The sequence below is a fragment of the Collinsella sp. An2 genome (assembly GCF_002160065.1).
Taxonomy (GTDB): Bacteria; Actinomycetota; Coriobacteriia; order Coriobacteriales; family Coriobacteriaceae; genus Limicola.
The window spans coordinates 61,323-84,341 of sequence record NZ_NFJW01000006.1; the positions used below are offsets into that span (position 1 = coordinate 61,323).

Genomic DNA, 23,019 nt, shown 5'->3' on the forward strand with positions numbered 1-23,019 from the left:
ACTCGATATACTGTAGAGCCACGGCGCACAGGACAAGAAAGGGCAAACCCATGGCAGGATACGACTCCATCGAGGAGCTGCTCGGCCACGAAGAAGGCGCAAGCGTTCATATCGAGTGCGGACGAGAGGCCGTAGACCGCGCGGCACGCCTGGTTCACGAGCGCTATGCCGGCAGGCGCTGTGCGTTCTTCCTGGAAACAGACCGCGGCTTCGACCGGGATACCGTCCGCTCGTACCTGCGACTCTTTTCCCGTATTGCCGGGGGCAACGTGACACCCGAGGAAGCGATTGCCCACTTTGACCTCCGGCACGTCGCTAAGACCCAGCTCAAGAAGCTCACCCCCGAGCAGCGCGCGCTCGTAAACTTTGCCCGCATGAGCCTCTTCGAGCCCGAGGTGGTTTTCTGCGAGCACCCCCTCGCCGACGTCACGCCTGCCACGCGCACGGTGGTGCTCACATGGCTTGGGCAAATCGCAGAGGCGGGCGGCACAGTGATTACCTGTGGAGAGCCCCTGCGCGAAGCGCTCCTCATGCCGGGCTGTGCCTATTACGAGGAAGAAGGCCGATACCTCCCCGCCAAGACCGCGCTGGGGGATGTAGAAGAAGACGTTGAGTACGCAGGCGATGAGGTGCGCGTGTTCAAGGTCCCCGCGCGCTCCGGCGACGCGACGCTTCTGTTCGATCCGCGCGAGGTCGACTTTATTGAAAGCGTAAACCGCCAGAACTTCGCCTCGGTGCGTGGCGAGCTCTATCCGGTCTCGATGACGCTCGACGAGCTGACCGAGGAGCTTGAGCGCTTTGGCTTCTTCCGTTGTCATCGCTCCTACATCGTAAACGTGCAGAAGGTGGCAAAGGTCGAGCGCTTTACCCGCAACAGCTTCAACCTCACGCTGTCGGACGCCGCCCAGACCTCGATTCCGCTTGCAAAAGGGCGCGCCGAAGAGATGCGCGTTCGCTACGGCTGGAAATAGCGAGCGACGGCGCCAGTCGGCGGTAGCTGTGGCGGGTGGACGGACGCTGCGACACGCGCCTGCGGCTGCCGGATGGGCGCGGCGGCACGACAAATCGATTGAAATCGTCGTTTCGAAGGCAACCTGAAAAACTCGTTTCGGTTTTATGCAGTTAGTTCGGGAATCCTCGAGTAGACGGCCGATTTCGCTGACAAAACACCTGGATTCAAAGGGCCAAGAAGGCGGTCTACTCGGCGAGTCGCAAATTAACTGCATAAAACCGAAACGAGTTTCTCTTGAGGTCGGTGATAGGCGCGCCCTCGGGGCCTCGCAGACCGTGTGCGGCCGTTCTATGTGTAGCCGGTCGTTCCCTGCCGAGCGCGAGGGGTCGATTGTTCCATGCCAGGTCGGTCGTTCCATACCGAGCGCGGCCGGTCGGCTGCCCCATTCCACCGCCCGCGCCGCTGCGGCACGCCACTCGAAGAAAAACTGAGCCTCGGCGACAGCCTTTTTCGCCGAAGCTCAGTTTTTCTTCAGAATCGATGCCGATTCTGGAACATTACTGAGCGTTGACGATGCATCAGCATGTGGCGGGCGAGCGCGGCTGCGGCCGCGAAGACAGCCCCAAAGACCATTCGTTCGCACCGCCGTAGCGGGACCGGGCTTGTACCAGCCCGATGCGGCCTGCTCCTGTCGTACCCCGTATTGCTCCTTTCGTCGGACCAAGTGCTCCTGATACGCAACTTGCCTGGTAAAACGCACCGTGCTCGGCAATGATGCAGCTGTGCCCAACAGCAGCGGCCCCGCCGCCTAACGAAAGGAACATCATGACCGAACAGCGCATCGCCCAAATCGCGACCGACATCCTCGGCCCCAATGCACCCCTCAGCTTGGAGCAGCTCTCCATGCTCTTGTTCGTGCTCGCCGTCGCGACCGTACTTCTTGCCATGGGGTTGGGCTACCAAGCCGCCAAGCTGGACCGCCGCGTGAAGGCCCTTGAGGCCGCCGCACGCACCGAGCAGGGACAGGAGGTGTGCTAGCCATGGAACCCGCACTCATGGGAGCAATCATCATCGCCTGCTGCTTTGCCGCAGGGGTCTTCTCGGATTCCCCGAAGAAACGTGACGACCACGGGAGCGCCCGATGCGCCCGCGCCGGCATCGGTCGCACCCGCCGCAGTCGCACAAACGCCAGCTGCGCCCGCACGCGCTCCGAAGCCAGCAGCGCAACGCGCACAGACGGGACTGATCGCAATGTCTAGCACCATCCTTTCCATGGAAGGCGTCACGCTCTCCTTTGGGTCCAAGCGCGTGCTCGACGGCCTCACCTTTTCCATCCCCCGCAGCGAGACCTTTGGCTTTTTGGGACCGTCAGGGGCGGGCAAGACCACTACGATCAAGCTGCTCACCCGCCAGCTTGTGCGCGACGCCGGACGCATTACCCTCTTCGGACGACCCTTGGAACACGCCTGCGATGCCGACTACGACCGCATCGGCATCCTCTCGGACACAAGCTCCCTCTATGAGCGTATGTCTATCGAAGAGAACCTGCGGTTCTACGCAAAGCTTCGCGGACGTGGAGCGGGAGACGTCGAGCGTCTGCTTGCGCGCGTGAACCTCATCCAAGACCGCTCGACGCTGGTGAAAGACTGCTCCAAGGGCATGCGGCAGCGCGCCGCACTCCTTGCGGCCCTCATCCACAGCCCCGAGCTCCTGTTTCTCGACGAGCCCACCAGCGGCCTGGATCCGGCGGCCCGCGCCGAAGTGCACCGTATGCTCGCCGAACTCAAGAGCGCGGGAACCACGATCTTCATTACCACTCACGACATGGCCGAGGCCGAAAACGTCTGCGACCGTATCGCGATCCTCAACGAAGGGCGTATCGCAGCCTGCGACCGGCCGGCTTCCCTTACACTGAGGTTCGCGCGCAATCGAATCGTCATCGAGACGCGAACGCAGGGAACAGTTGAAACCACCAAGGACGCCGCCGGAGCCGACACGGTGCACAAGCTGCTGGCACAGGGCGAAGTCCTCTCCATCCACTCTGACGAACCCGATCTCGAGGAGGTCTTCCTCGAGCTGACCGGACGGGAGTTCTAACATGAACGCATCGCTGCGAAAGATCGGGGCGCTTGTTGCCAAAGATGCCACCGACCTCTTCAAGAATCCCGCCATGGCCGTCGTGTGCCTCATGCCCATCGGTTTTATGGCGCTCTATCGCGTGGTCATCGGCGACGCCACGGCCGACGCGGGCCTCGATGCCGCACAGGCGGTGCTTGCCGGACGCGAGATCATCAAGTTCACGCTGGGGGCCGCCCTGTGTATGACCATCGGAATGATCGGCTCCATGATCATGATCTACGGCATCGCCGAGGAGAAAGAAAAGCACACGCTGCGCACCCTCATGCTTGCCAACGTGAGCGCTGGCGAGGTGGCCGCATCGAAGTGCGTCGTATCGGTTGCCGCAATCGCCGTCGTCAACCTTGCCTGCTTCTTCGTGGCGGGCGGAAACGTCGCCTGGCTGGCGCCCTATATGGTGTTGGGCATTGTGGGGTCGCTGCCCGTCGTGCTGGTTTCACTGGTGCTGGGGCTGGCCTGCCGCGACCAGATGACCGCCGGCTTCTTCAGCGTGCCCGTCGTGCTTGCCGCGCTCGTCCCCATGTTTGGCATGGCCGACGAAGGCCTGGCACGCATAACCAGCCTCTCGCCCCTCGGCGGCATCTACGACCTCATGGGCCTTGCAGTCGACGGTGCGCTCATGAGCGCAGAGGCGATCGCACCGCTCGCGGTGACAGGCGCCTGGATCGTCGTGGGATGCGTGCTGTTCGCCGCGCTCTTCAAGCGCGTCTCCCGCGATAACTAGGATGCAAAAGCAGGCATCCCGGCACGCGAAAGCCCGTCGAAGATCGCGCGCCGGCACGCGATAGGCCATCAGACGCCCCACGCCAGAAGAGCATCCAAACACGTATGGCTGAATCATTTCCGCAGGTATCCGCCGCGTCAAGAACATTTGACGCGGCGCTCTGGCAAGGTGGGGGCGGCTGTCAGGTCCTCTTGATGGTAGGCTGAAGCGCGCCGTGCCATGGTGCACCTTGACAGGGGCACACCGGACCGTCGAAAGGAACACAGCAGCACATGGAAATCGGGAAGCGTATCAAAGAGCACCGCGCAGAGACAGGCATGTCGCAAGACGACCTCGCCGCGCGGATCTATGTCTCGCGTCAGACCATATCGTCGTGGGAAAACGACAAGACCTACCCCGACGTCCAAAGCCTGCTGCTCCTCTCAAACGTGTTCGGTGTGTCCACAGACGACCTCATCAAGGGAGATGTGGAAACCATGGCCGAAACCGTTCACAACGATGCCAACCTTATGCTGTGCCTCACCGGGACGATGCTTGCATTTCTTGTACTTGAGGTGCTTGCTGTGGTCTGGATGGCAGTACAGCTCTGCGTGTGGGACTGGAGCCTCGAGCAGACGGTGCCCACCGTTGTACTTGCCTTGGTACTGTGGGGCATCGCAATGTTTGCCGCGGTCTGGGTCGAGCGCATCAAAAAGCGCAACGACGTGGTGACCTACCAGGAAATCCTCGCCTTTTCGAAAGGCGAGCCCATCGACCGCACCACCGAGCGCAGCCGTCGCGAGCGCATGATTCCCCGATGGATGAGGTTCATCCGCGCCACCGGCACCGCACTCATCGCCGCCGCTATCGGCGGGTTCGTTGGCTACAACATAGCGTCGATTGTAGATACGCTGTTCGGCTAAGCTTGCCACGCGTTCGCCTGGAGGCAGCATCCGCCCGATGCCACAGAGATGCCGGCCCGGCAGCCTCTGGGGCTACTGCTCGCCGGCATCCTGCTTCAGGCGAATCGAGACCTGGGAGGCATCGAAGTACTCGATCTTGCCCGGCTCGGTCTCTACGCGAGCGCGGCCCCAACCGTCGACGCCGCGCAGAATCCCGGACTCATGAATCTCATACATTGACCCCTCAGGCGAAAAGACCACGACGGGCTGCTCGATATAGGCCAGGAACTGATGATAGGTGTCGATGAGGCCCGTGAGCGGCAGGGCATCGCTTCCAGCGGCGAGCGCCCGCTCGGTCCACTCCTCGACCGAGACGAGGATGCCTTCGCGGAGACATTCGGCCAGCTCGTCGATCTCGGGCAGCATGGCGCCGTCGGGCAGACAGCGCATAAGGCCTACCACCGGCAGCGACCCGTCCGTAGGATGCTCGATCCGCGGGGTGCGGTAGTTGATGCCCAGCCCGCAGACGGCGACGGTGCGCCCAGAGGAGCGACTGACCTCGACCAGGATGCCGCCGAGCTTGCCTTCATCGACCACGATATCGTTCGGCCACTTGAGGCGCACGCTCTTGCATCCCAAGTGGTACAGCGTATGCGCGACGCCTATGCCGCAGGCGACCGGCAGCCCCGGCAGCAGGCGGTCGGGAACCTCAGGCACCACAAGGACCGACATGTAGAGTCCGCCCGTCGGCGACGACCACTGATGCGTACGCCGCCCCTTGCCCGCAACCTGTGACCGGGCGCGCAGGGCAGCGCCGTGCGGCGCTCCGGCGCGGGCACGGGCCATGAGTTCGTCATTGGTGGAGCCAACCTCGTCAAGAACCTCGATCTTGCCCAACGCATCCATCTCGAGCGCTGCCATGACGACCCACTCCGTTCTCCACCGACGGTGGCATATGTTGACGATATACCGCGCATTGTACTCCCGCCCGGCCAGGCTCTCCCCTCGCTTCCGGCGAGTGGCGCTCCTGGTCGGGCGATGTGCTCATGCGTTAGATGACCGTCACGCGCCCCTTGTTGCCCACGATGGCTTTCGTCTCGGCGATCAGCGGGACGGACCGGGCGTTCACGCGCGCAGGAATCTCGGCGCGCATGGTCTGCCCGTCGCTCTGCTCGATGAAGAGCTCTACGCGGTCGCCGCCGGGGTTCGTGGAGAGCACGGTGGCCAGACGCGCCATGTTGCCCTGGCTAAAGCGCGAGCTGGGAATCATGATCTCGAACACCTTGGGACGGTTGTTCTCTTCGGACAGCTCGAGCGCCACGACCTCCTGCGCAATGATCTGATCGCCGCGGTCGCTTCGCTCGACCTTGCCGCGCACACGGATGAACGCGTCCGAGAGCACGGCGCCCGTCTCGGGGTCGGTCTCGCCGTACAGGAAGTTCTCGCAGCTCTTGTAGACCTTCGGAAAAATGACGACCGTCGCCTCGCCTTCCATATCCTCCAGACGGACGATGGCCATGGGATCGCCGTTTTTGGTGACACGCTTGGAGACCTCGGCCACCATGCCGGCAAACCAGAACGGCTTGTTCTCGGGGATGGCCTGGTTCTGGGTGCCGCCGCCGGGCACCATGACCTCGTAGCCGGTATCGATCTGCGAAAGCGAGAACTCGCGCGCCTTGCCGAGCGCGTACTCGTAGGGGCGCAGCGGGTGGTCGGAGACGTAGATGCCCAGCACGTCGCGCTCGAACGAGAGCTTCATGTGACGGTCCCACTCCTGGCCGTCGGGCTCGGGCACCACGACCTCGAAGCCCGACCCCTCGACGTCGCCAAAGATGTCGAAGAACGAGGTCTGTCCGCTCGCACGGTCCTTCTGGCGACGCGCCGCGGCATCGATGATGTTCTCGGGGTTGTTCTTGTCCACAAATCCCATGAGCTGGCGCCGCGGATACCCCGTGGAGTCGAAGGCGCCTGCCTTGATAAGGGCCTCGATGACGCGACGGTTCGCCTGGGACGAGTCCACGCGGTCCACGAAATCATGCAGGTTCTTGAACGCGCCGCCGCGCTCACGCTCGTCGATGATCGCCTGCGCCACGCCTTCGCCCACGCCGCGGATGCCGGCAAGGCCGAAGCGCACGCCCTCGGAGGTTGCCGTGAACTCCTTGCCGGACTCGTTGACGTCTGGCGGCAGCACGGGGATGCCGTCGTGGCGACATGCGCTTACGTAGTGGGTGATCTTCTCGGTCTTACCCGTGTAGGAGGTAAGCACGGCCGCCATGTACTCATGCGGATAGTGTGCCTTGAGCCAGGCGGTCTGCATAACGAGAATGGCGTAACCGGCCGAATGCGACTTGTTGAACGCATAGGAGGCGAACTCAAGAACGTCGTCCCAGATGCGCTGGGCGGTCTCGCGCTTGTAGCCGTTGCGCTCGGCGCCGTTCATCCAGTGGTCGTAGATGGTCTCCTCGTGGCCATCCTCCCAGCTGAAGACCTGCTCGGTGAGCATCTTGATCTTCTTCTTTGCCACCGGCTTGCGGATTCGGCTGTCCGACTCGCCCTTGCTAAAGCCGCACATCTCGACCGAGATGTTCATAACCTGCTCCTGGTAGACCATGGTGCCGTAGGTCTCGCCCAGGATGTCGTCGAGGCGCGGGTCGTACGAGACGGCGGGCTCTTTGCCGTTCATACGGTTGATATAGCTCGTAACCATGCCGGCGCCGAGCGGGCCCGGGCGGTATAGAGCAATCAGAGCGACCACGTGCTTGTACTCGGTGGGCTTCATGTTCTTGATGGTGGCCGTCATGCCCGCGGACTCGACCTGGAAGACGCCGGCGGTGTGGCCGCCCTGCATGAGCTTGAAGATTTCCGGGTCGTCGAAGGGAATCTTGTCCACATCGATGTCGATGCCGTAGTTGGCCTTGATGTTGGCCTTGGCCTTGGAGATGACCGTGAGCGTACGCAGGCCCAGGAAGTCCATTTTAAGCAGGCCCATGTCGGCGACCGTATGGCCTTCGTACTGGGTGATCTCCACGCCGCCCTTGGTGTCGAGCTTGGTGGGCACGTGCTCGTTCACCGGGTCGCGGCAGATGAGCACGGCGCACGCGTGAACGCCCTCGCCGCGCGTGAGGCCCTCGATCGAGAGCGCCGCGTCGATGATGCGGCGGGCGTCGGGATCTTTGGCGTAGGCCTCGGCGAAGTCGGGGTTGAAGTTCTCCTCGTGCCCGTCGATCTTGTTGAGCACCTGCTTGAGCTTGACCTTGGGGTCACTCGAGATCATCTTGGAGAGGCGCTGTCCCATGTAGACGGGATAGTCGAGCACGCGCGCGGCGTCGTTGATGGCCTGTTTGGCCTTGATGGTCGAGTAGGTGATGACGTGCGTGACCTTCTCGGGGCCGTAGAGCTGGCGGACGTGCTCCACCACCTCCAGGCGCCGCTCATCGTCGAAGTCCATATCGATATCGGGCATCTCGGTACGCTCGGGCGAGAGGAATCGCTCGAACATGAGGCCGTTCTCGAGCGGGTCGAAAGTGGTGATGTCCATGGCGTACGCGACGATGGCACCGGCCGCCGAGCCACGGCCCGGGCCCACGCCGATGCCGTTCTGCTTGGCCCAGCGCACGTACTCGGCCACGATGAGGAAGTACGCGGCAAAGCCCTTGTCGCAGATGACCTTGTACTCAAACTCGAAACGGTCTTTGACGGAGATGCCGTTTACGACCTTGGTCTCCCAATCGGCGCCATAGCGCTTTGCCAGGCCTTCCTCGCATTCGCGGCGGAACTGGCTCTCGTGCGTCTCGCCGGGATCGAGCAACGGGTAGCGCGGGAGGATGATCTTTCCCCACTCAAGCTGCACGTCGCACTTCTCGGCGATCTCGAGCGTGTTGTCGCAGGCCTCCGGGCAGTATGGGAAAAGCGAGCGCATCTCCTGCTCGGTCTTCATGTAGAACTCGGTGCCCGTCATGCGCATGCGGTTGGGGTCGTCGACCTTGGCGTTCATGCCGATACACATCATGATGTCCTGCACCGGGGCGTCGTCGCGCGTGAGGTAGTGGAAGTCGTTGGTGGCGATCACCTTCACGCCCACCTGCTTGGCGATATCGATGAGCTGACGGTTGATCTGCTCCTCGGTATTGCCGTGCTCGGTCGTGATGCCGTGCTCCTGAATCTCGATGTAGAAGTTGCCAGGCTCGAAAAGGTCACGGAAGGTCTCGGCCCACTTGAGCGCCTCGGCGGGGTTGCCGTTGTCGAGGTTCTTCATCACGATGCCCGACAGGCACGCCGAGGAGGCGATGAGTCCCTCGCGGTGGCGACGCAGGTTGTCGAGGGTGACACGCGGCTTGTAGTAGAAGCCCTGCACGGCGGCCTCGGAGACCGTCTGCATGAGGTTGACGTAGCCCGTATGGTTGCGGGCGATGAGAATCATGTGATAGAGCTCGGGCTTGTGGTCGCGGGAGAGGGTCTCGTCCGGCGTAAAATAAACCTCGCAGCCGAAGATGGGCTTGATCACCGGAGCGGGCTTGGCGTTGTCGAGCGACCCCTCCGCGTCCCAGACGGCACGGTCGCGCTCCCACTGGGCGCGGGCCTTCTCGCCCTCGGGTGCCTCGCCGAAATCACCTTCGGCGAAGGCGACCTTGTCGTGCTTCCACTGTTTGAAATCCGGCGCGGCGGCGTTGGCGGCGTCGCAGGCAAGGCCCAGCTCGGGGATGCCGTACATGTAGCCGTGGTCGGTCAAGGCAACCGCCGGCATGCCAAGCTCGACAGCGCGGCTCACCATGTCCGAAACGCGGGTGGCGCCGTCGAGCATGGAGTACTCGGAGTGATTATGCAGATGGACGAAGGCCATAGGCGAGATGCTCCTTGCCAGTCGTTGTGTGCTGGGAGCATTCTACCGCAGCGACCGGACACGCCACGGCGCCGCCCGTCGGGTCCCGCAACACCTCCAGAGAGCACGTCCCCGTACCCGGGCACGCCCTAGATGCGCCCGCGAGCCACCTTGATGTTCCGCTCGATCGAGCGTAGGGCCTTTTTCGCGTTGCGACGCATGTCCCAGTCGTAGACTCGGTCGGCCACGCCCGAAAGCGGGCCGCGCGTCTTGTCCTTCGCGCGGAAGTTCTCGCTAAACGTCACCTCGATGCCGTCTCCCCCGGCATCCTCGACCAGATAGCGAACGGTCTTCACGCCGTCGGGCCACGTGTGCTTGAGCTCGATCGTGTGCGGCGGCTTATAGGTCACACGCGTCTTGCCGTGGATGACCTTCTTGCCCTCCTGCTCGCTTCGTGCATAGCGGTAGCCGTCGAGCTTGCCCGTAGAGACCTCCTTGCCGGTCTCGTGCTGCACGCTCCGCTTGATGGTGCGCGCCATCTCCTCGAAGAACTCCTCGACCGAAACGTCGAGGTGTCTCGTGTAATCCATGGTGATTCCTCCAGCCCGTACCGCCGTCACGCCTCGCTGTCGCTACGAGGTGTGGCGGGCCTTCATGGCACGCTTCTCGATAGTGGAAAGCGTCTGCTTGGCCTTGCTGATAACCTGTCCCTCGTAGAACTTGCGGTGTAGCATCCCGCCGATGCCCTTCGTAGGTCTTGCGGTCTCGAATTCCTCCACATAGCGCACCGTGCAGCCGCCCTCGGCGGGCTCGACCTCGTAGGTGACGGTGTTGGAGCCCTGGTCGTACACAAAGCGCACCTGATACCGCTCGGGCGGACGACAGCAGCGCACCTTCACCTTCATCTTCGAGGTGTGCTTATCCTGCTTGACCACCTTCGCATAGTGAAAGCCGTGCAGCTTGTCCGGGGAGATTCGCTTGCCGGTGGCGCGCTCGATGTCTTCGATTGCCGACTGCTCCACCTGCTCGAAAAACTCCTCCGGCGAGATGGCAAGCTTTCGGGTGAGCTCCATGGCGTGCGCGCTCCTCTTCAAGGCCCTGCGGGACGGCCCGCATCCGTTCGATGCAAGCCATTGTACCCCGTTCGTGCCGCGCGCCATCCCTTGGTGCCCCCGCCCTTGTAAGGGCATGGGGTGGGGGCACAGGCGACGCAACAGGGCCGTACAGACAGCGGGGTACGACAACTCAGACAGCAGGGCGGAACCGTGCAGAGGACGAGTGAGGGCGCGCAGACGGCGCCGACGGCACCAAGAGGCGCCGACCCGCTCCCGGGCTACTGCTTGGCGTCCGAGCCTTCGGCGTCGTCCTCGCCGGTCGCATCAAGATCGATGCCCTCGGCCTTGAGGCGACGCTCCTGCTTGATGTACTTCTCCATGGCCGGCAGCGTCTTCTTGGCACGCTCGCGCACCTTGAAGTTATAGCGCAGTTCGCCCAAGCGGCGATTGAGGCCAAAGCCCGGATTCGTCGGCTTGTACTCTTCGGTATAGGTCACGTCGATGCCACCGGAGGCGACGGGCTCGGCCTCGTAGACAATCGAGGTCTCGCCCTGTGACGTGGTGAACCGTACCGCATAGCGCTTCGGCGGCTGGTAGCTCTTGATGCGCACCTTCATCTCGGAGCGCAGGCGTCCCTGGCGGACCACCTTCTCATAGCGATAGCCGTTGAACTTGCTGGTGGGAACGGTCTTGCCGGTGGCGTCCTCGATGTCCTTTGCGACGTTACGCGCCAACAGGTCAAAGAACTCCTCGGGCGTAACGTCCAAATGCAGTGTGATCTCCATGATGCTCCCTGCGTCCGAAAACCATATGCCTGTAGGTATACCGCAAAACGTAACCGTCCGCGAGGACATCCGCGAACGTCACGCCTTGGAACCGGGGATGGTGAGCGTGAACGTGGTGACGCCGGCGTCGCTTGTCGCCACGATATCCCCGCCATGGGCCCGGGCGATCTCACGGGCTATCGCAAGGCCCAGACCCGCTCCCCCGCGGCGCGAGGGACGGGCGGCGTCTTCGCGGAAAAACCGGTCGAAGATCCGGTCCAGGTGCTCGGACGCGATCTCGCGGCCATGGTCGCGCACCACGATGGAAAATCCTGGATTGACCCGAGACGTTGCGGCACCGCAAGAAGGTACGCCCTCGCCAACAGTGGCGCCATCCTGGGCATCGGGCTCGTCGACCACCGCCTCGAGTTCCACCACGCTCCCCTCGTCGGCAAAGGCGACGGCGTTTTTCATGACGTTTGACACCGCACGGAAGAGCTTGGCGGCATCGGCGTAGACCTCAACCCCCTCGGGAGCAGAAACCGATATCGTCAAATGATGGTCAGACGCCTCGGGGAAGAACTCGTCTGCCACCTGATGACAGAAGAGCGCCAGGTCGACGTGCTCGCGCTCTACGACCAGCTGGCCCAGGTTGTAGCGGGCGATATCGAAGAACTCGTCCAGCATGCCGTCCAGACGATACGCCTTGTCGAGCGCGAGGGAGGCGTAACGCGCACGCTGCCCTTCGGGCATGTCGGGCGCTTCCTCGAGCAGGGTGAGATACCCCGTAACCGCGGTGAGCGGCGTTTTGATATCGTGCGCGAGATAGGCAACAAGCTCGTCTTTGCGCTGTTCTGCGGCGCGGGCCGCAATCTCGTCGGCCTCGTTGCGCTCGCGGATGTCGGACAGCAGACGGCGGTCCTCGTCGAGCTCGGGCGGCAAATCGGGCATGGCGCGCGGGTCGTCGTAGAGCGCAACGATCGCCTGGAACAGTGCATCATAGCGAGCAAGCGGCCGGCGAATCCCCAACACGATGATTGCGAGCACGCCGCCCACCGCTACAATCCATCCACACACAGCCAGCGCCGCTGTCACGGCCACATAGGGCCCCGAGTCGCAGCGCTCCACATGTCCGTCGCCAAAGACACGATACGAGACCGAGCCTAGACGGCCAGAGGCATCCGGGTCCTCCCAATAGAGCAGATCCATCTCTGAATAGTCGAATCCCGTCGCCTTCTGAGCCTCGGGAAAGAGCCGCTCGACCGCTTCCGGGTCGTGCGAAAGATCCTTGGTGACCGACCACACCGCATCGGATGCGGCCATAGCACCGCCGTCAACGACGCTCGCATTCGCGCTGTCCGAAGCCTCACCCGTGTTAACGATCGTGATCGTCTTGGTTGCCTCGGCGTCGGCATCGGCCTCGGCAGCGGCATCTGCCTCGTCGCCGACCATGAGCTGGCGCGCCTGGTCGACCAACGTCGCCGCCTCGTCGGAGGCGGGCGTGAGCGTACCGTTCACGCACCCGACAAGATAGCTTCGGATGCCGTCAGCCTGAATCGCACGAACCGACTGGCGCAGGTCCGACACCAGCCCCTGCTCATAGTCCGAAAGCCCCGCCAGGTTGGGTTCGGACGCCAAAGCCTGATCGACCCACCTGGGTGCCTCGACCGTGATCCAGGGGCTAAAAGCGCGGTACAAGCCGCCGGTAAACCAGCTTCCAAACGACGTAGCGGTTACGGCATAGACGACGGCAACGCACGCGATGGCAAAGACTACCAGCGCCGCAGCGGTGCGCGCCACCATTCGTGCAAGCATGCGACGCCCGCGCACGGACAGCGGCCGGCGCGGCGTTCGGCGTCCATGCAGCACATCGCGGGCACGCCGGGACCGTCTCGTCCCCCTGTCGGCACCTGCCGTCGGAGTCGCAGACGGCTGCTCGTCGGGACGCGTCGTCGGGGTAGACAGGTCTTGCTCGGATACCTGCTGGCGAGGGTCGTCGGCGGCAGACCTACTCATCGGAGACCTCCTCGCGCGTCGCCGCCTGCCGCATGCGATAGCCTACGCCCCATACCGTGTCGATAAACGGTCGGGACGAATCGATGTCTGCAAGCTTCTTGCGCAGGTGGCGAATGTAGACCATGACGGAGTTGCGCGATGAGGCGTTATAGGCCTCGTGCCACACCCGCTCGTAGAGGTCGCTGGCCGGTACCGGCGACTCTCCAGCACGCATGAGCTCGGCCAACAGGTCAAACTCGGTAGGCGTCAGCGACACCGGCTCTCCGTTCAGCGTGACTTCATGCGCCGTAGCATCTAGCTCAAGTCCCGCCGAACACAGCAGCTCGTGACGGACCACATGGGACGACGCGCGGCGGTCCCGCCGGATGCGCGCCCTGATGCGTGCAACGAGCTCGCGGGCTTTGAACGGCTTGGTCACGTAGTCGTCCGCTCCAATGGCAAAGCCCATCACCTGGTCGAGCTCTTCCGTTTTGGCAGAGAGAAACAGCACGGGGATGTCCGATGAACGCCGAATGCGACGACATACCTCATAGCCGTCCATGCCGGGCATCATGATGTCGAGGACCACCAGGTCGAACCGAGCGCGGTCGAGCATGGCAAGCGCCTCTGGTCCTGATCCGCACACGACGGCTTCGATATCCTCACGACGCAGCAACTCGGCTACGATCTGCGCAACATCGAGCTCGTCATCGCAAATGAGAACGCGCATGCCCCTCCTCCCGGCAAAGCGGCTGTAAGCCTGCTGCCATTGTACGGGGCCGCCCGGCACGGTATTCGCCGGGCTGCATGCATTTCAGCATTTTTAAGGTCTGGATTGGAGGTGTTGGGAAGTTCTATCTTGCTGCAATGTGCACGCTCATCCTTGCGGATGGTCCCATCTTGTCGCAATCCGCACGCTCGTCCTCTGGTACGGTCCTATCCTGCGGCAAAACACACGCTCATCCTCTGGCACGCGTCTATCCTGTGGCAAAACACACGCTCGTCCTTGGACACGGTCCTGTTATGTAGCAAAACGCACGCTCAGGCCACCCAAAACGGCCCTTGAGCGTGTGAATTGCCACAGTTCTCAAACCGTGCGTGTGGATTGCCACAAAACAGAGAGGCACATTCCCCTCGCCAGTCCTTCCGGCTCCCAACAAAACTACAAAACAGGGAGACACGCTCGGCACACCAACACTTCCAACCTCTAACAAAAAGGGGCGGCCCCGGAATGAACTTCCAGAGCCGCCCCTAAAGGTGCTGCTTGTTTTCCGGTGGGCTATCTCGTAACGATGCGCCCGGCCGCCCGCTCTCTCAGCAGTTCTTCTGCACGCGTGATGCCGGCCTGCGTCGCCCGATACGTATTGCCCAGCTGTGCACCCGACGCATCGAACGAAGGAGTGGAGACAATCTGCCCTGCGCGCCTCAACTTGGTGAGGGCTCGGTCGACCATCCTATCGCAGCAGCCCAGCTTCTGCGCGAGCTCTCGCTTTCTCATTGCAAGGGAACCGGATACCACCGTTTCCTGAACAATGAGCTCAAGCACCCGCTCGTGCACAAACGCATGACGACCGCATGCATGTCCGTTCGTAGCTTCGGGCTCAGCAACCACTCCATTCGTTTCGTCCATGGTGCTACGCTCCGTGCTTTTTCACGTACAGCGAGACACCGATCAGCGCCGCTCCGGCAACAACGACGATGCCAACCACGAAGGGAACCATATCGCCCGTGTGAGGCAGCGTCGGCCCGCTCGGCGTGGTGGTCTCGACAGGAGGCTCGGCCGTAGGCGTGTAAACGTTGACGAACGTCGGCAGGTCGGTGAGATAGGTGCTCTCACCGTGCTTCTGCACCGTGTATTGGGCAGAAAGCTCGCCCTTGCCGTTGTCGGTCACCGTAACGGTGATGTCAAACACGGCGCCGTCGTAGGTGACGCCTTCCTGACCGTCGTTGACCTCGGCGAGGGTGTAGTGATAAGCTCCGGCCTTCTTGTACTCAAGCACCGGGAACGCGAAGCTGCCGTCGGCGGCGTTGGTAACGGTTGCCAAAACCGAGCCGGCCTCGTCCTTGAGTTCGAAGGTGAACTGTCCGGCCTCGAGGCTACCGCCCTGGAGCTCCTTCTTAGCGCCCACCGTCACCGTAGTGCCCGTGGTGTCGTACACGTTCGTGAAGGTTGCATTGTTGCCCGTGACCTTCGCAACATACTTGGTGCCGCTCTTGGTCACGGTGACTACGACCTTGTAGGTCGCCTCGTCGTAGGTGATGCCGTCCTTCTGAACGCCCGGCGTGTTCGGATCGTCGTCCGTAGGCAGAACCTCGCTCACCACGTAGGTGTGCTCGCCTGTGGCCTTGAAGGTCTGCTCCGGGAAGGTCACGTTGCCGTTGGCGTCGTTGGTAGCCGTGGCGATGACCTTGCCGGTCTCGTCCACCAGCTGGAACGTGAACTGTCCAGCCTTAAGGTCGGCGCCCTTGAGCACCTTGTCGGCAGAGATGGTCACATCAGCCGGCGTGGTGGGCGTAGGAGTGGGTGTGGTGCCGCCGCCAGGTTCAGGGCTGGGTTCGGAGTTCTTCGTGTTAGTGATGGTAACGGTGTAATTACCATCTTCGCCCGTGACCGTATCACCGACTGTTGAGGTGTATCCCTCAACAGTCGTAAGCTCCTTAACCGCGTACTCGCCTTCGGGAAGATTTGTGAATTGCGCAGTCCAGCCATTCTCCTGGTTGAGATTGACGGTATCGAGCTGATAACCATCAGAGACAAGCGCTACCTCCACCTCAGGAAGCGTGGCGTCCTCAGAAACGCCTTCCCAAACCTTTTTTACAGTAAGCGTATGCTCGGTGACACCGGTCTCTGGGCTGGGAGCAGTTCCGATGATGACGCTGCCGTTAGCACCAACGCCAGCGCCACGGTTTGCCTGGTTTCCCGTGATAATCAGCTTGGCATTGTTATTTGCCACTGCCTGCGCATCCTCGCTCATACTAGAGACCAGCGCGTAGCTCTGGCCCGCAACGTTGACATCAGTCACAGCATCACCCGGGTTGGACGCGTCATAACGCGGCGTGCCATCAGAAACACCCAGATAATACATGCCGGTACCATCAAGACCCTCGCCCTTGTCGTTGGTTGCGTAGACGCCACCATCGTTGTAATAGGTGACCCTACCGCCACCAAGAGCGCGCATGGCAATGGAGAAGTCCTGGATACCCTCATCGTCGTCATGCTTGACAAATGCAAGGTCGGCACCGGCCGAACCTGTCTCGTCGCCCGAAGCGGTATTGCCGAAGACCGCGCCGCCGTTGGTAACGTAGACGCGCATGTCGCCGGTCGAGCAGGTCCAGATGCCGCCGCCGATCTTCTCCGCATTGTTGCCCGTTACCACAACGTTCTTAAGATTGACCTCCTGGCCGCGGACCACATAGATGCCGCCGCCCTGACGAGACGCCACGTTGTTTTCGATTCGGCCACCGGAGAGCTCAACATCACATGCCCAATCGGTGTTCTGGATACCGGTAAGGTACACGCCGGCACCGTACATAGACTTGTTGCCCGAAATGGTGCCACCCGTCATGTTGAATTTCGCGGTTGGGTTTGCCACCAGAGCAATGCCGCCGCCGTAGAACTGCCCCTCGTTGCCGGAAATCGTACCACCCGTCATCTCGAGGTCGCCATTGACGATGTAGACGCCGCCGGCGTAGTAGGAATCGCCGTACGTGTTGTTGCAGATCTCGCCGCCGGACAGGTTGACCTTGCCGGGATGCGCAAGATCGGAGTTGCTACCGATGTACAGACCGCATGAATCGTTGTTGGAAATGCTGCCGCCGCTCATATTAAGCACGCCATTAGATTCTGTGCCATTCTTAACAGAGACAACACCTGAAGCACCCTGAGGGTCCTTCACGTAGCAGCCGGAAATCGTACCATCGGAAAAATCAAACACCGATCCCGGAGCAACGTACACGATTCCCTGATAGTTACCACCCGTGAGCTGGCAGTCCGCAATGGAGCCGCCCTCCATGATGAAGTGGCCGCCGTCAGCAACGTACACAACACCACGCCCGGTCGCGCTGCCCGAGTTGATAACGTTCGCAATAGAGCCGCTCTTCAGATCAAGCGAACCGCCAACATAGATCATGCTGCCGGTATCAGCACCGTAATTGCAGTCCTGTTGATTGCCATCAAGCGTTACGCCGTCAATCGTGAGCGTAGCACCTTCAGAAATAGCCAGAGGTGCCAGGCTCTCGCCCTTTTCAAAGCTATCCGCTAGCTTGATGGTGCCCGTGCCATTAAGCGTGACGTCTTTCTTCACGGTAACCGGCTGCTTAAGCTCAATATCGCCGGTAACCGTAACGTCACCGCCAGCTTCGATGGCCGCAATAAAGCCAGCCTCATCTGTCACCTCGGCAGCAAAAGCCTTCCCCGGAGAGAAGGCCGTCACCGCCAGTAAGAGCACGGCAAGGGTGGCGAACAACCTCCCAACCGTTCTCCGTAATGTTTCTCCCATGGTTCTCCTTCCGTCGTCGCAAACAGAAAATGCCTGTTCGCAGGCCGTGTTTGACGGTCAACAACGGAATGGGCGTTCCGTTGCTAGGTGGAGATTGGGGTGACTAAAAATGAAAAACGACCCGCGCAAATAGCGACAGGTCGAGGTATCGGCCGCGCGAGGGCCCGGCAGCCGGAAGGGATTTACGGGCTTTGTGCTAAAATTTGGCTACATTTGTCTGCAAGGTATATATTTCTTCATATCCGCAGGTAAATGGGGTGTTAGCCAGCAACGGAACGCCCATTCCGTTGCTTTTATTTCGGCTCACAGAGACGCAACGGGCGGCGTCTCAACGAGCCTCGGACTCAGTCCTCAGCAGACGCAGCTAGACGAATCCCAAGCATGAAACCTGGCGGCGCCGTTCGGCTTCATCTTCCGCCAAATACAATCGCGTCGTCTCCAATCGGGCATGGCCTAACAGGACGCTCAAAGATTCCAGATCGCGATGCACCCGTTGAAACGTCGTGGCAAACAGATGCCGGAGTGCATGCGGAAACACGCGACGTACTTCGATGCCGGCAAGGCGCGCGAGCTCCTTGAGAATGCGCCACACCCGCGTACGATCGATCGGGTTGCCGCTTCGCGTCACAAACACCGGGCCCGACCGTATCTTCTGCCGAAACACATGGATCGTGAGCAACTTGCAGAGCCGCTCGGGAAACCAAACGCGACGCGTCCTCCCCTTGTTTCTCACCACGGCGTAGCCCACGCGTACGGCATCCACCGTCACCGCTTCAAGCTCGCTGACGCGAATGCCTGTCGAACAGAGCGTCTGTACCAGAAGCGCCTCCACGTTGTCGCCCTTATTGTGGGCAGCTTTGACAAGCTTTTTATAATCGGCCTTTGTAATGCCGTCGACCGCACAGCGCGGCATGGGCTGCACGCGAAGACGACGCAGCTTGAGCTCGGAGTGCCCTACAAACGCGAGGAAGCCGTTGACTGCCGCAATGGCGGTGTTTGCTCCCGAAGGAGCGCGTTCTTCCAACAGCTTTGCCTTATACGCAAGAACATCCTCGCGGCCAATCTCCGCCGCCGAGCCCACGCAGCGTTCGCTGGCGAACGCTGCAAAGTAACGCGCCTCGCGCAGATAGCGCTCAACGGTCGCCGGAGCGGCCTCCCTGTGCACCAGATACTGTTCCCACCGCGCAACCTCCGGCCAATGCTCTCGCTGCGTCATACATCCTCCCTGCCCTTCATAACGTTTCGCGAGGCAACACTGTATAGACCGATTAACCCCTTATAGGTAACGATAGTTGCTCGACCGGACATATGTTCGATTTTTGGTCGCGATATATGTACGTTCTATGGAGAGATACCATCCGCCTGCTGAGCACGCGCGGATATAACCAAGCTCGACACGGCATACGACCGCGTCGAGCCGTGAAAAACAAACGGGGCCCCGTCAGGCCCCGCGTATTAGAACTGATAGGTCACTGTCTGAGGCTCTCCCGGACAGGAGGGGTCCTCGATCTGTACGCGAACGAACGTAAGCGTCACACGAGCAAACCCCGCCCGGTGCAGCGCATCGGCATAGACGCGAGCTTGCAGCTCATGCTTATCCCGAAGCTTCTCGGGCATCTCAGATGCAGAGCCACCGGTCTTGTAATCAACTACAAACGCCTCGTCCGGCCGGGCGGGATCGGTGCACAAGACGTCGATCGAGCCCTCGGCATAAGAGCCGAACCGCTCGCGCGCCCCGTCCATGCCCTCAGAGAAAAACGGCACCTCGGCACGCACGCACGGCCACGACAGCACCTCTCGGCGCACCGCAGACCTCTCCCATCGGCCAAGCGCCTCCAAGAGCCGCGCGCGCTGGGACTCCGAAACCCCCCAATAGGCACACAGGGAGGCGATGCGCGACGCGGGGACCGTGCCTTGACGGGTCTCGATAAGCCATTGTGCCGCAGCATGGAACGCCGAGCCGAGCGCCGTAGGGTCTTCGGGAACAGCAGCCTGCGCCGTTGATACGGGCTCCGCGCCGGCGCCCTCATCAGCGTCGTCACCAAACGTCGCATCTACAACGTCGACCACCGGAGGCGCAGGTGCGACCTCATCCGCATCGGAGGATGCGACAAGCGAGGCAACAGACTCGCCCTCCCCCAAACCAGCGGCGTCGAGGGCATCGGCAAACTCACCAGCATCTGCCGCAACAGCTCGGTCCTCATCCTCGGCGTGCAGCGCTGCCGCCATGGACGTATAGCTGTACGAGATACGCGGGGGCCTGGGCGACGGAGCGGTGCGCACGGAAACACGTACCGGCTCGACGAGCGTAAACGTATCCATGGGACCGTCGTCATCTGGAAGCGCGTCTTCCGCCCCGGGCGCGCCAACGGGCTCCTCCCCCTCGGGCGTCGCCGCCTCAACCGCTTCATATGAGGCGTCCTCAAACACGAATCCGCTCAGAGGAATGAACTCGAAGTCGCCGGGCTGCGAGCCCTCGTAATACAGACGATTCGTTGCAAGCGATGGCCACGCAGGCAGGATACGCTCCAACACGCGCCCGGTGAGGTCGGTCCTCTCGTCAAACTTGAGCGTGGGAATCTTGCCCTCAGACCCGATTCGTTCCCCCATGGCAAGAATCAGAAGCTCTCGCGCGCGGGTCATGGCAACGTAGAGCAGGCGCGCCCGCTCCGCGAGTTCGAGCTGAAGATTCTCCTCGCCAAAGCTATTGAACGCACCAAGCGCCGACCCCGTAGCACACACCTCGTCTGCCAGGTCATCGTTAAGCCACTTCGTCACTTTTTTGAACTGTTTCTCGACTGCAGTCGCCGAAATACTCGAACCGTCAGAGGCGGTAATCGAGGGGAATCGCGAAGGCAGCAGGGCCGCATCCACGCGGTCGCTCTCCCGCCGCACGCGGAACCTCGAGGCGTCGCTTCGAACCGAAAAACACTCCGCAACCGCCACCACGGGGAACTCAAGGCCCTTGGACGCGTGCACCGTCATGATGCGCACCGCGTCGCCACCCTCCTCGTTGAGGGCTCCCGGCGCCTCCTTGCCCGCCAAAAAGCGGTCGAAGGCCAGGACGATCTTTCGCGGAGCGTTCCCCAGCTCTGCCTCGGCCTCGCCCAGGGCGTCGAGGGCCTTGAGCACGTTTGCCGCGACCGCTTTGCCTTCCGGCCCGCGATCGGCAAGGCGCACGAACCAGCCGGACTCGTTCACCACGTCGCGAGCGATGCGGGCGAAGGGGTCGCGACCCACACGCGAGAACGCCCGACGCAGCACCGTGCGGGCGCGCCCGACCAGCTCGAGACCCGCAAGCCCCGGCGCGTCGTCGCTGGATGCAATGCCCGCGTCGAGGTTGCGACGGCGCGTCTCACCGGTCTCGGAATCCCAGGCGGTCGTGAGCGCCAAGAACTCCTGCACGCCGAGCGAGAACATGGGCGATTGCAGCAGCAGCGCCAGACCCTGGGCGGTATCCGCCGGGTTTGCAAGCGCGCAGGCAAGGGCGCGCACCGCGGAGACCTCGGGCGCCTGAGAGAAGACCGATCCTCCCGCTATGACGCAGTCGAGCCCTTCCGCCCGAATGGCATCGGCGTAGAGATCGGCATAGGTCATGCCGCCCAACAGGAGCACCATGCCGCCCGCCGGCTGGCCCGCATCGGACAGCTCGCGAAAGCGACGGGCAATGGAAGCGGCGAGCGCCGGACGAATGTCCTCGGTGTGCTGGGCCGCCACGAAGATCGCCTGCCGACGCGACGCGCCCTGCGCCTTAAGACCGTCGGCGCGCCCCTCGTTGGGCACGAGGTCCAGAAAATCCCTCATGATGCCGCCGCGACCATCATCAAAGACCTGCGCCACATAGTCGAGGATGTCGGCATGGCTGCGGAAGTTCTTGATGAGGCGCACGATATGCCCGTGCCCGGCGGCGTCCTGCCCGGCAGCGGCGTCCTTGCTGACAGCGCCGTCCTGGCCGGCGATGCCGTCCGCGCCCGCATCGGACATGCGAGAGATCTCGCGCTCCTTACGCCGGAAGACTTCGACATCGGCACCGCGGAACCGATAAATCGACTGCTGAGCATCACCCACGGTACACAGGTGTATGCCGCCCTCCCCCGCAAGCAGGTCGATGAGGTCAACCTGCTGCTGAGCGGTATCTTGAAACTCGTCGATCATGACCAGCTTGAACTTGCCCTCATAGGCGGCGCGGACCGACTCGTGGTCGCGCAGCGCCGCAAAGGCAAGACGCAGCAGGTCGTCGTTGTCGAGCAGCGACTGCTCCGCCTTGAGCCGTCTATACTCCGCCTCGACGTTGCGCGCAAAGAGTAAGAGCTCGTCCAGAGCATCCGAAGACAGCGCTACATAGGCATTGACGACCGCCTCGGCAGCTTCGGCTTTGATGAGCGTCGCGGCAGCCTTGGCGTTGCCGCTCGCAGCCGGCACGTCGAGGTTCATGAGCAGCTCGACGACCTGATCCAATGTCGCTGTGGAAGCGTCGATGGCCTCCGCGCGCCCCAGAAGTTCCTGGGCCTTCTGTGCACCCTTGCTCTTGGGATTTGCGTCCGCCAGATAGGCGCGGCATGCATCCGCCAGGCCCGAGAAGTCGACATAGCCGCGCGCAAGGTGCACGTCGTCCATGCCGTGGGGCAGCGCGCACGAAAGCTCAAGCAGACGACGCACGATGCCCACGACGCTTGTCCCGCCTTCGCCGCCCCCGGGACGAACCTCCCCGCGCAGCGCAAACCAGTCGCGGATGCCGCCATGGAAGGGCAGCCTGCCCTCCGCTTGCATGCGGGCAAGAACATGCTCCACAGCCTGGTCCATGAGCTCGTCAGGGTCGCCCAACACCGAGAACTCGGGGTCCAGGCCCAGCTCGAGCGCATGGGCGCGCAAGATGCGCGAACACATGCCATGGATGGTCGAGATCCAGGCGTCGTCGACGCGGAGCGCTTCCTCTTCCACGCCCGCCTTGACGAGCGCGGCGCGCACCCGCTCGCGTATCTCTGCCGCGGCGTCTTTGGTAAACGTGATGGCAAGCACCTGGTCCAGATGGTCCACATAAGGTCCGGACTCCGGGCTCAGCGCCCAAAGGATGCGCTGGGTGAGCGTGAACGTCTTGCCCGAGCCTGCTCCCGCGGAAACAAAGAGCGGCCCATCGAGCGTTTTCACGATCTCGAGCTGCTGAGGCATGAGGGTGCTGAGGTCGATCGCCATG

The 23,019-nt window shown here is 62.3% G+C and carries 16 protein-coding genes; 5 read left to right on the forward strand and 11 right to left on the reverse strand.

Going from position 1 to position 23,019, the window contains the following annotated elements:
* Nucleotides 1-50: 50 nt before the first annotated feature.
* From B5F33_RS05450 to B5F33_RS05475, 5 genes are all read left to right on the forward strand, one after another.
* Entirely contained in the window at nucleotides 51-971 is a 921-nt protein-coding gene (locus tag B5F33_RS05450; protein ID WP_087410786.1) for a LytTR family transcriptional regulator DNA-binding domain-containing protein, read from the forward strand.
* Between the two features lie 806 nt (nucleotides 972-1,777).
* On the forward strand, nucleotides 1,778-1,990 hold the full coding sequence (locus B5F33_RS05455; protein ID WP_087410787.1) for a hypothetical protein: 213 nt from the start codon (nucleotides 1,778-1,780) through the stop codon (nucleotides 1,988-1,990).
* A 213-nt stretch (nucleotides 1,991-2,203) separates the two neighbouring features.
* The gene (locus tag B5F33_RS05465) at nucleotides 2,204-3,049 is read left to right on the forward strand and encodes an ABC transporter ATP-binding protein (RefSeq protein WP_087410789.1); all 846 of its coding nucleotides are present in this window, start codon (nucleotides 2,204-2,206) and stop codon (nucleotides 3,047-3,049) included.
* 1 nt (nucleotide 3,050) lies between these two features.
* Complete coding sequence (locus B5F33_RS05470) at nucleotides 3,051-3,812, forward strand: ABC transporter permease (RefSeq protein WP_087410790.1); 762 nt, start codon at nucleotides 3,051-3,053, stop codon at nucleotides 3,810-3,812.
* Nucleotides 3,813-4,084: 272 nt separating this feature from the next.
* Nucleotides 4,085-4,714 (forward strand): helix-turn-helix transcriptional regulator, encoded by a 630-nt coding sequence (locus B5F33_RS05475; protein ID WP_087410791.1) that lies wholly within the window; start codon nucleotides 4,085-4,087, stop codon nucleotides 4,712-4,714.
* Nucleotides 4,715-4,786: 72 nt separating this feature from the next.
* On the opposite strand, the gene B5F33_RS05480 is transcribed toward B5F33_RS05475, so the two are convergent.
* The 11 genes from B5F33_RS05480 to B5F33_RS05530 form a co-directional block, all read right to left on the reverse strand.
* On the reverse strand, nucleotides 4,787-5,614 hold the full coding sequence (locus B5F33_RS05480) for a biotin--[acetyl-CoA-carboxylase] ligase (RefSeq protein WP_087410792.1): 828 nt from the start codon (nucleotides 5,612-5,614) through the stop codon (nucleotides 4,787-4,789).
* Nucleotides 5,615-5,744: 130 nt separating this feature from the next.
* Nucleotides 5,745-9,533, reverse strand: a complete 3,789-nt coding sequence (dnaE, locus tag B5F33_RS05485; RefSeq protein WP_087410793.1) for a DNA polymerase III subunit alpha — start codon at nucleotides 9,531-9,533, stop codon at nucleotides 5,745-5,747.
* Between the two features lie 128 nt (nucleotides 9,534-9,661).
* Nucleotides 9,662-10,102, reverse strand: a complete 441-nt coding sequence (locus tag B5F33_RS05490; RefSeq protein ID WP_087410794.1) for a DUF3284 domain-containing protein — start codon at nucleotides 10,100-10,102, stop codon at nucleotides 9,662-9,664.
* Between the two features lie 42 nt (nucleotides 10,103-10,144).
* Nucleotides 10,145-10,585 carry a DUF3284 domain-containing protein gene (locus B5F33_RS05495; protein ID WP_158095314.1) on the reverse strand — a complete coding sequence of 147 codons (441 nt, stop codon included), beginning with the start codon at nucleotides 10,583-10,585 and terminating at the stop codon, nucleotides 10,145-10,147.
* Between the two features lie 260 nt (nucleotides 10,586-10,845).
* Nucleotides 10,846-11,352, reverse strand: coding sequence for a DUF3284 domain-containing protein (locus B5F33_RS05500; protein WP_158095315.1), 507 nt, complete (start codon nucleotides 11,350-11,352; stop codon nucleotides 10,846-10,848).
* 78 nt (nucleotides 11,353-11,430) lie between these two features.
* Nucleotides 11,431-13,347 carry a HAMP domain-containing sensor histidine kinase gene (locus tag B5F33_RS05505; protein ID WP_087410797.1) on the reverse strand — a complete coding sequence of 639 codons (1,917 nt, stop codon included), beginning with the start codon at nucleotides 13,345-13,347 and terminating at the stop codon, nucleotides 11,431-11,433.
* On the reverse strand, nucleotides 13,340-14,056 hold the full coding sequence (locus tag B5F33_RS05510; RefSeq protein WP_087410798.1) for a response regulator transcription factor: 717 nt from the start codon (nucleotides 14,054-14,056) through the stop codon (nucleotides 13,340-13,342). The genes B5F33_RS05505 and B5F33_RS05510 overlap by 8 nt, the downstream gene beginning before the upstream one ends.
* 549 nt (nucleotides 14,057-14,605) lie before the next feature.
* Nucleotides 14,606-14,956 (reverse strand): hypothetical protein, encoded by a 351-nt coding sequence (locus B5F33_RS05515; RefSeq protein WP_087410799.1) that lies wholly within the window; start codon nucleotides 14,954-14,956, stop codon nucleotides 14,606-14,608.
* 4 nt (nucleotides 14,957-14,960) lie between these two features.
* Nucleotides 14,961-17,825: an FctA domain-containing protein gene (locus B5F33_RS05520; RefSeq protein ID WP_087410800.1), complete on the reverse strand. Its 2,865-nt coding sequence runs from the start codon at nucleotides 17,823-17,825 to the stop codon at nucleotides 14,961-14,963.
* Between the two features lie 364 nt (nucleotides 17,826-18,189).
* A complete protein-coding gene (locus B5F33_RS05525; protein ID WP_087410801.1) occupies nucleotides 18,190-19,041 on the reverse strand; it encodes a tyrosine-type recombinase/integrase in 852 nt (283 codons plus the stop codon).
* 239 nt (nucleotides 19,042-19,280) lie between these two features.
* Nucleotides 19,281-23,018, reverse strand: a complete 3,738-nt coding sequence (locus tag B5F33_RS05530) for a UvrD-helicase domain-containing protein (RefSeq protein WP_239284848.1) — start codon at nucleotides 23,016-23,018, stop codon at nucleotides 19,281-19,283.
* Between the last annotated feature and the right edge of the window lies 1 nt (nucleotide 23,019).

What these genes read in the sequence shown, in the direction of transcription:
- B5F33_RS05450 (WP_087410786.1), top strand. Translation starts at nt 51, where the DNA reads ATGGCAGGATACGACTCCATCGAGGAGCTGCTCGGCCACGAAGAAGGC.
- B5F33_RS05455 (WP_087410787.1), top strand. Translation starts at nt 1,778, where the DNA reads ATGACCGAACAGCGCATCGCCCAAATCGCGACCGACATCCTCGGCCCC.
- B5F33_RS05465 (WP_087410789.1), top strand. Translation starts at nt 2,204, where the DNA reads ATGTCTAGCACCATCCTTTCCATGGAAGGCGTCACGCTCTCCTTTGGG.
- B5F33_RS05470 (WP_087410790.1), top strand. Translation starts at nt 3,051, where the DNA reads ATGAACGCATCGCTGCGAAAGATCGGGGCGCTTGTTGCCAAAGATGCC.
- B5F33_RS05475 (WP_087410791.1), top strand. Translation starts at nt 4,085, where the DNA reads ATGGAAATCGGGAAGCGTATCAAAGAGCACCGCGCAGAGACAGGCATG.
- B5F33_RS05480 (WP_087410792.1), bottom strand. Translation starts at nt 5,614, where the DNA reads ATGGCAGCGCTCGAGATGGATGCGTTGGGCAAGATCGAGGTTCTTGAC.
- dnaE (WP_087410793.1), bottom strand. Translation starts at nt 9,533, where the DNA reads ATGGCCTTCGTCCATCTGCATAATCACTCCGAGTACTCCATGCTCGAC.
- B5F33_RS05490 (WP_087410794.1), bottom strand. Translation starts at nt 10,102, where the DNA reads ATGGATTACACGAGACACCTCGACGTTTCGGTCGAGGAGTTCTTCGAG.
- B5F33_RS05495 (WP_158095314.1), bottom strand. Translation starts at nt 10,585, where the DNA reads ATGGAGCTCACCCGAAAGCTTGCCATCTCGCCGGAGGAGTTTTTCGAG.
- B5F33_RS05500 (WP_158095315.1), bottom strand. Translation starts at nt 11,352, where the DNA reads ATGGAGATCACACTGCATTTGGACGTTACGCCCGAGGAGTTCTTTGAC.
- B5F33_RS05505 (WP_087410797.1), bottom strand. Translation starts at nt 13,347, where the DNA reads ATGAGTAGGTCTGCCGCCGACGACCCTCGCCAGCAGGTATCCGAGCAA.
- B5F33_RS05510 (WP_087410798.1), bottom strand. Translation starts at nt 14,056, where the DNA reads ATGCGCGTTCTCATTTGCGATGACGAGCTCGATGTTGCGCAGATCGTA.
- B5F33_RS05515 (WP_087410799.1), bottom strand. Translation starts at nt 14,956, where the DNA reads ATGGACGAAACGAATGGAGTGGTTGCTGAGCCCGAAGCTACGAACGGA.
- B5F33_RS05520 (WP_087410800.1), bottom strand. Translation starts at nt 17,825, where the DNA reads ATGGGAGAAACATTACGGAGAACGGTTGGGAGGTTGTTCGCCACCCTT.
- B5F33_RS05525 (WP_087410801.1), bottom strand. Translation starts at nt 19,041, where the DNA reads ATGACGCAGCGAGAGCATTGGCCGGAGGTTGCGCGGTGGGAACAGTAT.
- B5F33_RS05530 (WP_239284848.1), bottom strand. Translation starts at nt 23,018, where the DNA reads ATGGCGATCGACCTCAGCACCCTCATGCCTCAGCAGCTCGAGATCGTG.